The 12966-nt window shown below is 35.3% G+C and carries 10 protein-coding genes; 6 read left to right on the forward strand and 4 right to left on the reverse strand.

Annotated elements, in window-relative coordinates; all coding sequences use genetic code 11:
- The first annotated feature begins 25 nt into the window (after positions 1–25).
- Positions 26–3505 carry a SusC/RagA family TonB-linked outer membrane protein gene (locus BLR17_RS05705; protein ID WP_066326853.1) on the forward strand — a complete coding sequence of 1160 codons (3480 nt, stop codon included), beginning with the start codon at positions 26–28 and terminating at the stop codon, positions 3503–3505.
- Positions 3506–3535: 30 nt separating this feature from the next.
- Positions 3536–4945: a RagB/SusD family nutrient uptake outer membrane protein gene (locus BLR17_RS05710; protein WP_066326852.1), complete on the forward strand. Its 1410-nt coding sequence runs from the start codon at positions 3536–3538 to the stop codon at positions 4943–4945.
- A gap of 99 nt (positions 4946–5044) precedes the next feature.
- On the opposite strand, the gene BLR17_RS05715 is transcribed toward BLR17_RS05710, so the two are convergent.
- Complete coding sequence (locus BLR17_RS05715; RefSeq protein WP_066326850.1) at positions 5045–5407, reverse strand: DUF983 domain-containing protein; 363 nt, start codon at positions 5405–5407, stop codon at positions 5045–5047.
- 91 nt (positions 5408–5498) lie between these two features.
- Between BLR17_RS05715 and BLR17_RS05720 the strand changes: the two genes are divergently transcribed.
- A complete protein-coding gene (locus BLR17_RS05720; protein ID WP_066326849.1) occupies positions 5499–6365 on the forward strand; it encodes a helix-turn-helix domain-containing protein in 867 nt (288 codons plus the stop codon).
- On the opposite strand, the gene purT is transcribed toward BLR17_RS05720, so the two are convergent.
- Together purT and BLR17_RS05730 are read right to left on the reverse strand one after the other, a co-directional pair.
- Positions 6362–7525, reverse strand: coding sequence for a formate-dependent phosphoribosylglycinamide formyltransferase (gene purT, locus BLR17_RS05725; protein ID WP_066326848.1), 1164 nt, complete (start codon positions 7523–7525; stop codon positions 6362–6364). The two genes, BLR17_RS05720 and purT, sit on opposite strands and share 4 nt — an antisense overlap.
- 180 nt (positions 7526–7705) lie before the next feature.
- On the reverse strand, positions 7706–8794 hold the full coding sequence (locus BLR17_RS05730; RefSeq protein WP_066326847.1) for a mandelate racemase/muconate lactonizing enzyme family protein: 1089 nt from the start codon (positions 8792–8794) through the stop codon (positions 7706–7708).
- Positions 8795–8934: 140 nt separating this feature from the next.
- Between BLR17_RS05730 and BLR17_RS05735 the strand changes: the two genes are divergently transcribed.
- The 3 genes from BLR17_RS05735 (at position 8935) to BLR17_RS05745 (ending at position 11600) form a co-directional block, all read left to right on the forward strand.
- Positions 8935–9786, forward strand: coding sequence for an AraC family transcriptional regulator (locus tag BLR17_RS05735; RefSeq protein WP_066326846.1), 852 nt, complete (start codon positions 8935–8937; stop codon positions 9784–9786).
- 147 nt (positions 9787–9933) lie between these two features.
- Positions 9934–10755, forward strand: a complete 822-nt coding sequence (locus tag BLR17_RS05740; RefSeq protein WP_066326844.1) for a HipA family kinase — start codon at positions 9934–9936, stop codon at positions 10753–10755.
- Positions 10756–10757: 2 nt separating this feature from the next.
- Positions 10758–11600: a hypothetical protein gene (locus BLR17_RS05745; RefSeq protein ID WP_066326842.1), complete on the forward strand. Its 843-nt coding sequence runs from the start codon at positions 10758–10760 to the stop codon at positions 11598–11600.
- 119 nt (positions 11601–11719) lie between these two features.
- On the opposite strand, the gene BLR17_RS05750 is transcribed toward BLR17_RS05745, so the two are convergent.
- On the reverse strand, positions 11720–12910 hold the full coding sequence (locus BLR17_RS05750; protein ID WP_066326841.1) for a pyridoxal phosphate-dependent aminotransferase: 1191 nt from the start codon (positions 12908–12910) through the stop codon (positions 11720–11722).
- Positions 12911–12966 lie beyond the last annotated feature (56 nt).

The raw sequence follows: 12966 nt of genomic DNA on the forward strand, positions 1-12966 counted from the left end.
GTATAACCAACCAACCCAAAAAATTATGAAAATTAAAGTACCTAATGTTTTTGTCTTCTTTAAAGAAGGGCTAATTAAAACTGTTATGAGAGCATTTATCTTTTTATGGTGTACAAATGTTTTTTGTATCAGTACAAACAGCACATTCGCACAAGTGAATGTAATTATTGAAAAGAATCAAACAGTAACCATTTTTCAGGTGTTTAAAATCATCAAACAACAAACTGATTTAAATTTTATTTATCCCAGAAAAGTTTTTAAAGACATTCCTGATGTTGAATTAAAAAAAGGTACAATTACAGTATCTAAATTATTAGGACAATGCCTTTCAGCTAATAATCTCGATTTTGAGGTAACTGAAGATAATACCATTTTAATTAAAGAAAAGGCGGTGGTTGTGTATAAAGAAGTGCAGCAGAAAACTATAACCGGTAAAATTACTGATGCATCCGGCCAACCTATACCGGGAGTAAATATTATTGAAAAAGGAACCACAAACGGAGTTCAGAGTGACTTTGATGGTAAATTTTCATTAAAGCTAAAAAGCGAAAAAGCAATACTGGTGCTTTCTTACATGGGATTTAAAACAAAAGAAATTTCAGTAAGCGGACAAACTAATCTTACGATTAAATTAGAAGAGGATTCGGCTAAGTTAGAGGAAGTGGTTGTTGTAGGTTACGGTTCTGTGAAGAAAAAAGATTTGACCGGAGCCATAGTTTCTGTTGGTGCAGAAAAATTAGAAGGAAGATCTAACAGCAATGTACTTCAGTCGCTAGCAGGACAGGCAACAGGGGTTCAAATTACACAGTCTCAAGGTGCTCCCGGACTTGCTCCTACTATAAAAGTGCGTGGTGCTTCTTCTATAAATGCAGGTACTACACCACTTTATGTAATAGATGGTATTCCATTGGAAGATAATACAACTAATTCGACCGATACCGGAATTAGTACAGGGAGTAATTTAAGTTTTAACCGAAATCCATTGAATTTTCTGAATCCAAATGATATTGAGTCGATTGATATATTGAAAGATGCATCTTCGGCAGCTATTTATGGTTCCAGAGGAGCAAATGGGGTTGTTATTATTACAACGAAACAAGGTAAAGCCGGTAAAACTAAAATTGACGCGACTTTTGAATCTGGTTTTTCACATGTAAATCGTAAGACTGATATGATGAATGCTTCAGAGTTTATTGCCTTTAATACTGCTGCCCGAAATAATTCATGGGCGACAATTGTGGCTGCAAATCCATCGGCTACAAGAGGAATTAATGTAACTGTTCCGGTAGAATTCTCTGATCCTGCATGGCTTGCCCGTATTGGTAATGGAACGGACTGGCAGGATGTTACATTTAGAACAGCACACAACAGTAATATTCAATTGTCAGCTTCCGGAGGTAATGAGAAAACACAATTCATGGTGTCTTTAGGTTATTTGAATTCAGAAGGTGTTGTTGACAGAAATACTTACGAACGAATTAATTTAAGATCAAACATTAAGCATAAGTTTAATGATAAAGTTCGTATGGGAATGAACATCGGTCTTAGTCGTGCGAATGAAGCTCCTTATGGTACAGGTGGAAAAAGTGATGTGGTAAGTTTGGCTTTGCAAAGTGATCCATTTTTCCCTCTTTATGTTGAAACAGGAAGTCTTGGTTTTAAAGATCCTGCTTCAATTTGGAACACCTTTTCTAAATATGGTTTCCAACTTTGGCATCCTTATTCATTAACCAGAGAAGCAACTACTAAAAAAGTAACAAATGTGTCTACTGTAACTTCTTTCCTGGAGTGGGATGTTATTAAAGATTTAACGCTTAAAACTTCTGCGAGTTCTAATATTGAGAATACTGTTCATAATTTTTATTGGAATGCAGGTCAAAACTGGGGATACTCAGGATGGGTGCCGGCGCAGGCTGATTTTAAAACATTACAGTCTAATAACTGGATTTCAGAAACTACTCTGACTTACAATAAGACATTTAATGAAAAACATAATTTGAATTTATTGGCGGGGTATTCTGCTCAGGAACAACGTACGGATAATAGCAGTATGACAGCTGGTAGTTTTCCGAATGATTTGGTTCATACCTTAAATGCAGGTGTGGTGAATGCCGGAAATACTTTTTCAGAGGAGTGGTCGTTGATTTCGTATTTGGCACGTGCTAATTATTCTTATAAAGGTAAATATTTGGCATCAGCAGCAATTAGAGCTGACGGTTCTTCCCGTTTTGGTGCTAATAACAGATGGGGATATTTCCCGTCAGGTTCGCTTGCATGGCGTATTTCGGAGGAAGATTTCCTAAAAGATGTTGCCTGGATAAGCAATCTGAAAGTAAGATTGAGTTATGGTGCAACAGGTAATAATCAGATTCCAAATTACGGAGCTATTGGGGTGTTAGGTTACAGTCCGTATGTAAGTTCAAATACCGTAAATCAGGGTATTTATACATCAAATTTTGCTGATAAAAATTTGAAATGGGAAAAAACAGGTCAGACTAACTTTGGAGTGGATTTCAGCGTATTTAATGGACGTGTTAAGTTTACAGGTGATATTTATTATTCAAAAACCAAAGATTTGTTGTTGAATGTACCTATTCCAATTCTTTCCGGTTTCTCTTCTACTTTAACAAATATTGGAGAGCTTGAAAATAGAGGATTTGAAATAAATCTTAGTACACAGAATATTGATAGTAAATTCAAGTGGAGTACTGACTTTAATATTTTTGCCAACCGTAACAAAGTGTTAAAACTAGGGGTAAACGATGCTCCGATAGATATTAATGTTAGTAGTATGACATCACGTACAGCCGTAGGAAAACCAATCGGGATGTATTATGGTTACGTTATTGATGGTGTGATTATGTCACAAGCAGAGTTGAATAGTCATACTTATCCGGTATGGCCGGGCAGTGAAGCGGGTGATCCAAGAGTAAGAGATGTTAATAAAGATGGTAAAATTGATTCTAATGACCGTACTTATTTAGGTAACTATCAGCCTAATTTCCAATGGGGGATGACCAATAATTTTTCTTTCGCAGGTATTGAACTTTCAGTTATGTTGCGCGGGTCGCAAGGTGGTGAAATTTTGAATCATAATGCCCGATATTTAAAATCAGGTGTAGGTGGAGGGAACCGTAATATGTATTCGGTTGTAAACAATTACTGGAAATCGGATGCTGATCCAGGTAACGGAATGATTCCTAAACCTCGTATGTTGCCTACTACTGTTCGTGATTTTGGATCCAGTTACTGGGTTGAAGACGGATCATTTGTTCGTATCCAAAATATTCGTCTGGGGTATAATTTGCCAAAAAAATTAGTTGATAAAATGAAGCTAAGTAACATCAAGTTGTATCTAAATATGGAAAATGTACATGTGTTCTCTGATTATTTAGGTTACGATCCGGAAGGTAGTACTTATCAGTCGGGAGTGTTAGTAGGCTTTGATTATGGTGCTTATCCAAATCCTTTTACGGCTACTGCCGGAATCAATGTTAGTTTTTAAATCTAGACCAATCATTTAAAATGTAAGAAAATGAAAAAAGTAATATATATCATAATTTTTTGCAACTTATTCCTAATAGGATGTAGTGAAGATTTTTTGGATAAGGCTCCTATTTCAAATGCTAATGAAGTAGAATTTTATAAATCCAAAAAGGATATCGAAACAGCGATGTGGTCTGCTTACAATTCGCTTTATACCTTGTATGGTCCTGAGAGTTTACCTTCGTTTTATGGCGAATTAATGTCTGATAATGCCTATAGCGATAATGCCGCCGGAAGGATTCAGGATTATGAAGGTTTTGAATTGCATACAATGACTATTGATAATGAGTTAGTTCTTAATTTTTGGAATAATTATTATAAAGCAATTTATATTGTAAATAATATTATTGTTAGTGCTGAAAAATTGGATTTTGCGGAAAGAGATGCCTTAATAGGGGAAGCTAAGTTTTTACGTGCTTTATATTATTTTGATATGGTTCGTGCCTGGGGTGATGTGCCATTAGTTGTTAAGCCAATCAGTATAGCTGAAGCTTATGCGCAAGGACGTACGCCAAAAGATCAGGTTTATGCACAAATTGTTGCCGATCTTGATTTTGCTGCAGCTAAATTACCGGTAAAAACAAGTCAGCGTTTTGTAGGTGCCGCCAGTCAGGAGGCTGCTAATACTTTATTGGGTAAAGTGTATCTAACTATTGGTGATAAAACAAAAGCTGCTGAAACTTTGTTGAAAGTGTATGGTAAATTTAGTTTAGTTCCTTATGCTGATTTATGGAATAAAACAAAGAAGAACGGCGCTTCGTCAATTTTTGAAATTCAATACAAAGGAGGCGTGTCTAATCCATACAGTTTGTATTGGGCTATGTTTTCACCGGTTGACAACAGAGTGGTTACAGCCTGGGGAGGAGGATTCAATCAGGTTACTAATGATTTATGGAATGCCTATGAAACAGGGGATCCAAGACGAGATATTTCCATTCAAAATGGTTATCAAACTCCAAGCGGCTCATTTGTAAATGTGAAATTCCCAATTAAATGGAAAGATGCAACTGCTCCGGTTGCTGGTTTAAGAGAAGCTTCAGATAATAACTTTATTGTTCTTCGTTATGCAGATGTTCTTTTGATGTTGACAGAAGCAACTTCAGATCCAAAATACCTGAACGAAGTTCGTGCCCGTGTTGGCTTACCTGCTTATCAAGCGGTAGGTTACCCAACTCAGTACAATACGGTAGCGCTTGCTCTGGAGCATGAAAGTCAGGTAGAATTTGCCTGCGAATTCCACCGTTGGTTTGATTTAATCAGAACCGGAAGAGCCATTCAGGTGATTAAAAACAGTAGCAAAAATATCACGATTACTGAGAAAGGTTTATTATTACCAATTCCGTTTTTAGTAATTAACCAAAATCCGGATGTGATTACTCAAAATGAAGCTTATAAATAAGAATTAAAGTTTATTTGGTGGTTAGTTGTTTGACCGCTTATTTGTCAAAAAGACATTTAAGCGGTTTTTTTTGGCTTAAGAATTAGACTGTTGAATTGTTTAGTTTGAATAATTCTTAAACATATAAATCCACAATAATCGGGACAATCGGATATTAAAAGTAGCCAGAACGATAATCACAGTCATAATAATAGGAATGATTCTCAGGTCGAAGGTTTCTTCAAAGAAAAAATGAGCTATAAGATAAGTTATAAGTCCCTGCGCAACTGTCAGCCCGTAATTCACATACATAGCACCAAAAAAATAACCCGGTTCTTTCTTGAATTTATAATGACAATGCGGACAATATTCGTTCATTTTAGGAAAACTGAATTTAAAAAAGATAGATTTTTCATTAAAAACTTTTCCCTGATGACAATGAGGACAATCGTTGTTTAGTATGTGAAGAAGTGAATTTGACATGATTCTTGTTTTTTATTCAAAGGTATTTATTATCCATGTGTTGGCTATTTTGTATATTCGCTTATTATAGGACAAAAAAGACATTTTTATAATGAAAAAGTATCCTGTTTACAGTATCGAACAATTTAATTGCAATTCGGTTAATAGTGATTTGTATGTCAATACGTTTAAAAATCATTTACTGAATCACAGTTTTGTAGAAAAACCCCATCGACATAATTTTTACTTATTGGTTTTGTTTACCAATGGTTCCGGCGTACATGAGGTAGATTTTGATCGCTTTGCTATTCATTCGGGAAGTGCTTTCGTTTTACAACCCGGGCAAATGCATCATTGGGTTTTATCGGAAGATATTGAAGGATTTATTATTTTTTATTCTGCCGAAATGTACAATTTGTATTTTGGAAATAAGAGGATTGAAGATTATCCCTTTTATTTTTCAATTCAAAATAGTCCCGAAATTGTATTGGATGAGCAGGAAATAAAATCGGTTTTACCTTATTTCGAAAGTTTGATAACGGAAACGCAAACACACAAACTATTGCAACGGGATAAAATAATGAACCTGTTGGACATTATTCACATTGAATTGGCCCGTAAATACAACGAAATTCACGTTCACGAAACCCATTCGTATAATGTGAAAATTAAAAATCTGGAACAGCTTTTAGAAAAGAAATATAAAGAAGAAAAATCGGCAGCCTTTTATGCTTCAGAGTTGAATATTACTTTGAAACACTTAAACAGAATTTGCAACGAAATCCTAAAAAAAACAACCACCGAAGTGATTGTTGACAGGATTATGCTGGAGGCCAAACGAATGCTATTGGATAAAAACTGGACGGTTAACGAAATTGCTTTTGCCTTGGGTTATGAAGATTACTCGTATTTCAGTCGTTTGTTTAAAAAACACACTGCTATGACTCCCACCAATTTTCGATTATTGAAAAAGGATTAGGGATTTACAGTGACTAAACTTGCTGCTTTTACAGCACTTTTAACAATTTCTTCTATTGGAGTTTCTAAAGAATCGCTTGTCAATGCAACTCCCATTCGTCTATAAGGTCTTGACGATGGTTTGCCAAAAATCCTGAAATCAGTTTTAGGCAAAGCAGCAATTTGTTCAATTCCGTTATAAGTTGGATTTGTACTATTGTCAGAAGCCAGAATTACAGCACTTGCTCCGGCTTTTTCTAAGGTAATTTCGAAAATAGGCAAACTTAAAATCGCTCTAAGATGCAATTCAAATTCGTTGAAATTTTGTGTTCCTGCCAATGTTACCATTCCGGTATCGTGTGGTCGAGGGGATAACTCCGAAAAATAAACACCATCATCGGCAATGAAAAATTCAACACCAAAAAGTCCTGCGCCGCCTAATGCTTCGGTCACTTTTTCGGCCATGTCCTGAGCTTCATATAAATCTTTGTCGGAAATACGGGCGGGCTGCCAGCTTTCCTGATAATCGCCGCGTTCCTGACGGTGACCGATAGGCGCACAGAATAAAGTGCGGCGGTTGTTTTGAGTTACGGTCAATAAAGTAATCTCCGAATTGAATTTTACAAATGCTTCTACAATTACTTCTACCACATCACCGCGCGAACCCGCCACAGCATATTCCCAGGCTTTGTCAATATCGGCTTCGGTTTTTATAGTCGATTGTCCTTTTCCTGAGGAAGACATTAATGGTTTTACTACGCAGGGAATCCCTACTTCGAGAACACCTTTTCGCAGTTCCTCGGCGGTTGTGGCATAACGGTATTCGGCAGTTTTTAATCCTAATTCTTTCGAAGCTAAATCACGAATGGCTTTTCGGTTCATCGTAAAATTGGCAGCCTTTGCCGAAGGGACAACTGTGATTCCCTGTTTTTCGTAATCGTAAAAACGCTCCGTTCTGATGGCTTCTATTTCAGGAACAATGAAATCAGGTTGGTGTTTCGCAACGATTTTGTCCAGAGTTTCTCCATCCAGCATATTAATGACTTCAAAATCATGAGCGACCTGCATAGCCGGAGCATTCGCATAGCTGTCAACCGCAATCACGGTTTGCCCGATGCGTTGCGCTGCGATTACAAATTCTTTACCAAGTTCGCCTGAGCCGAGAAGGAGGATTTTTGCCATTTTTATGATTTTCTGTCATTGCGAGGAACGAAGTAATCACATTAGTAATTCTCGTTGTGAGATTGCTTCGTTCCTCGCAATGACTAAGTTTACGCCCAAATATTTTGGAAACAAAAATAGTTTAAAATTTGGAGTATTGCCACTTCAAATTTTAAACTATTTAGATGAAAAAGAATTCTGTTATAATTTAATTTCAGTCATTCTATCATCGATAAAACTGAATCCCCAGCCCGGTAAATCGTGTGGTTTTGCAAAACCATCCTGAATAACCATTGGGTTGTCAATCAATGGATCGACCCAGTCAAAAGATTCTACGCCCACACCGTTAGAAATGGTGCATACTAAAGGCACATCGTAGTCTTTGTAATAATGAGGCAGCACCGGCAGGTTGAAACTTTTAGCCAATGCGGCACTTTCTCTCCAGGCTTCGACACCACCAATGCGTAAAATATCCGGTTGCCAAATATCCAAAGCATTTCGGGTGGCTAATTCTCTTAACGGCAAAGTGTCAAATTCTCTTTCGCCCATGGCCAGTGAAATGCCGGTTTGGTTTTTCAGGATTTCGTAACCCTGGAAATTCTGGTGATGGATTGGTTCTTCAAACCAGTTGATGTTTAAATCTCGCGCTTCTCTGGCCAGTTTCATCGCCGATGGCAAATCCATTCCCTGATTGGCATCCATCATGATATCTACTTTGTCGCCCACGGCTTCACGTACTAAACGCAAACGCTCTACATCGGTGCTGACTTTTGGAGAACCTACTTTTATTTTTACCGCTTTAAATCCGCGGTCGGCATAATTGGTCACTTCTTCAATCAATTCGTCAATAGAATAAGAAATCCAGCCGCCGCTTCCGTAAATCGATACTTTTTCTTTGTGGGTTCCCAGAATTTTATGAATAGGCTGTCCTAAAGTTTTTCCCCAGGCATCCCACATCGCGATATTGATAGCGGCTTGTGCCCAACGCAATACGCCCTGATTTCCGAAATATTCGGCTAAATCGTCCAATTTTTGGTAAACAGCTCCGGTTTCATTGGCTTTGTAACCTTTTATGACCGGAATAATATCTTTTAATGCGCCTACAATCGCATTAGGCGAATATTGAAAAGAGAGTAAATAGGATTCTCCAATCACTCCGTTTTCTAATTGAATTCGCATCACGATAAATGAGATTTCGGTTAGCGTATGTGTTGCATCCGAAATGGGTTTTTTAAGCGTAGTTGAGGCTTTGTATAATTTTACGTCTCTGATGGAAGTAGCTGATGTCATTGAAGTATTGTTTAGGGATACAATATTACAAATCTAAAACCAACACTATTTGCACCATAAAAGCAAAAACTAACACGATATTGATTATGAGTAGTGTGTATTTGTGTTATTTTTGATGTTTTAATGTAAGAATTGCATTTATGAAGGCAGAATATAGAAGTATCAGTCCATCGCCCGGGAGTTCGTTTAGAACCAGTATTTTTGAAGGAAAGGAATTTATTGCTTCCTGGCATTTTCATTCGCAATACGAACTGACTTATATTTTGGGCAGCAGCGGTATTCGGTATGTGGGCGACAATATGGCTAATTTTGAATACGGTGATTTGGTTTTGGTAGGTTCTAATTTGCCACATTGCTGGAAAACTGTTGGAGAGCAAAAAGAAGATGTAAAGTGTATTATCATTCAATGGGATGAAGACTTGCTTAGCGATTGGCTAGAAAAAGAAGAATTTCAGCATATTAAACAGCTAATGCAATTAGCGTCGAGAGGAATTCATTTTGATAAAGAAAAGGCAAAGAAAGTAGAGTCAAAAATGTTGGAATTGATTGAATTACCTCCTTTTGAAAGGTTGCTGTCTTTTTTGCAGATATTACAGGAACTGGCTGTGAATGCTAATTATAAATACCTGGCGGGACAAGGTTTTACTTCAAATTTGACGGTAAAAGAAAGCGAGCGCGTGAATTTGATTTACAATTATGTGAAAGAGCATCACAACCAGCAGATTAGTTTGGATGCGGTTGCTGAAAAAGTAGCGATGAATAAGGAATCTTTTTGTCGATTTTTTAAAAAGACGTTCCGTAAATCTTTTTTTGAATTCATCAACGAATACAAAATCAGCATGGCAACTAAAATGCTTATCAATACTGACTTAACGGCTTCTGAAATAGGTTATAAAGTAGGCTACAATAACTTGAGTTTTTTTAACAGACAGTTTCTGAAATTTGTTCAAATACAGCCTTCTAAGTATAGGAAGATGTATAGGGATATATAGTTTGTTGGATGAGTTAATTATTGTCGGTGGTGTTTGTGGATATGAATGTTATTATTAAGTTGTTTAATTTTATTCAAATTAATTGTAGCTATTGTATGAAGTTTTAATTTTAATATATTTGTTTATATATCACTATATTAATATTCGATGAGAGTACTTCAGACAATTGAAGAAGTTCATAAAGTTTTTGATACGCAAGGTAGTAGCCCTTTACTAGTTACTTGTGAAGATTTTAGAGACTGGGTTTGTAAATATGATAAATTTCCAAAATATTTGTTTAATGAACTTATAGCGTCTGAATTTGCGAAATTGTGGGGAATTAAAACTCCTGAAACAACTTTTATAAGGGTAAAACCTGAACATATACCTAATGATAAATTCCCGCAACTTCAATTGATGTGGTTTGAGAAAGAATGTTTTGGTTCTTTGTATCTTGAGAATTCTAAAGAAATTGATTATTCCATTGTTTCAATGTTTGAAGAAAAATTTTTTAGAGATAAAATATCGGATAAAGAAGATTTCTTAAAAATTGCATTATTTGATATATGGACTGCAAATGAAGATAGAAATCATAATAATTTTAATTTACTATTGTATGTATCACCAGAAAAATTAAATTTTTTCTATGCTATTGATCATGTTAATATTTTTAATACAAGTTTTCTTGATTATGGAATTGCTGAGTTAACTGAAGATGATTCAATCATTAAGACTGACTTGGCAAAGATATTATTTGGTAAAAATAGGAAATTAACAGATATTGTGAATAACTTGGTTGGAAATTTCTACCTTTGCACAGAAGAATGTCAAAATAAATTAGATGAAATATTAGATTTAGTTCCAGATTCGTGGAATATAAATAAGGAGCAAATTAGAGATAGAATTATTAATAATCTATTTTCAGAGAAATGGAAAGCACAGTGTGAAGCTAACTTTAGAGAATTTGTCCAATCTTTTATTATCAATTAAAAATGAAAACACTATATTCAATACTATATGTAACTTTAAATACGACTCTTAATGAAAGAGTTAGTATTGGAGTTCTTATGTCTAATGGTTTTGAACATTATTTTAAATATTCGCATGAAAAGCTTACTGCTTTTAAAAATATTTTAGATAGTGAAAGGTATAATGTGGTAAAAAACTACCTTAAATCACTTGAAAGGGAAATTGGTTTTAATTTAGAAGATTCAAATCAACTTTTTAGAAAAAGAGAACTGAGAAATGATTGGATTAATGAGGGGTATATAACCTATCTTGCAAAATATTCAAATAATATTATTCAGTTTTCAACTCCTAAGTATATAGACATAGATTTAAATAGCGATAATTTTAAAAGAGTTTTTGAAAAGTATATTTTTAAATATGCAGAAGAAACGGATGAAATTATAGAGTTTAATGTACATTCTAAAGTCAAACAAGATTTGTTTCCTAAAATTGAGAGTAGAGTGAATATTGAGATGACATTGACATCTAATGATTTTGAAAATTTATTTGCTCCAATAGATATTGATTTTATTGGTATAAATGGAATACCTGTTGCTGGACAAACTATTGATTTTGAAAAAAAGCATTATTATTTAGAAAATGATGTAACTAGATTTGTGTCATTAACAAAAGCAATTGAATTAGAAGGCAATAATAAAGGTAAGTACTATGTTTTAGGGAGAGAACCACAAAAAAATGTAGATAAAAATTATCTATTGTGGGAACATATTAGAGATTCTGATTTTCTTGAATTTGTTGATATTGATGAAGTGGGAATTGTTGAAGAATACATAGAAAAACACAACGTAAGACCTTATTTTGATTGAAATATGAGAACTATCTAACCGATAGTTCTTTTTTTTGCTATAATTTTAAGATTTGATGATATGTAATAAAAAAGCCCCAAGTTTCCTTGAGGCTTCTTATATCAATTAAGATTTTCTGACTATCCAGCCAAAGCATCTTTAATTCTTTTTAAAGCTTCTTTCAATAATTCGTCGCTTGTTGCATAAGAGAAACGAATACAGTTAGGATTACCAAAAGCGTCACCTGTTACTGTTGCTACGTTAGCTTCAGCCAAAAGATACATCGAAACATCATTAGCATCTTTAATTTCAGTTCCTTTTAATGTTTTTCCGAAGAAAGAAGAAACGTCTGGGAATACGTAGAAAGCTCCTTCCGGAACGTTGATTTTGATTCCAGGGATTTCTTTCAACAATCCAACAACTAAATCTCTACGGCTGTGGAAAGCCTGAACCATGTGATTCAATACTGATGGATCAGCGTCAACAGCAGTAATGGTAGCACGTTGAGCAATAGAGTTAGCTCCTGAAGTTACCTGACCTTGAATTTTAGTACAAGCCTTAGCAATAAATTCTGGCGCTCCAATGTATCCAATTCTGTATCCTGTCATAGCGAAAGCTTTAGCAACTCCGTTTACAGTAACTGTTCTTTCAAACATTCCAGGAATAGAAGCAATACTGCAGAAAGTTCCTGAGAAGTTGATGTGCTCATAGATTTCGTCAGCAACTACATAGATATTTGGATATTTTTCTAAAACTTTAGCCAAAGCAGTTAACTCTTCTCTGTTGTAAACAGATCCTGAAGGATTACATGGAGAAGAGAACCACATCATTTTTGTTTTTGGTGTGATAGCTGCTTCTAATTGTTCCGGTGTGATTTTGAAATCAGTTTCTACAGAAGTTGGAACTTCTACAGGAACTCCACCTGATAATTTTACGATTTCAAAGTAAGAAACCCAGTAAGGTGCTGGTAAGATTACTTCGTCACCGTCGTTTAACATTACCTGTGCAATGTTGTATAAAGATTGTTTTGCTCCTGTAGAAACTACTATTTGAGACGGTTTGTAATCTAAACCGTTGTCTCTTTTGAATTTTCTGCAGATAGCATCTTTCAATTCAGCATATCCGTCAACCGGAGAATAAGTGCTGTAGTTTTCGTCAATCGCTTTTTTAGCAGCTTCTTTGATGAAGTCTGGCGTGTTAAAGTCAGGTTCTCCTAAACTTAAACTGATGATGTCTTTACCTTGCGCTTTTAATTCTCTAGCCAAAGCTGCCATTGCTAATGTTTGTGATGTAGCAAGATTGTTAATTCTGTCTGAAAGTGGATTACTCATTATAAAGTGTTGAAAGCCCTAAAAGGGAGATTAATTATTTATTTTATTTGATTATA

Source organism: Flavobacterium glycines, assembly GCF_900100165.1.
GTDB classification, from domain to species: domain Bacteria; phylum Bacteroidota; class Bacteroidia; order Flavobacteriales; family Flavobacteriaceae; genus Flavobacterium; species Flavobacterium glycines.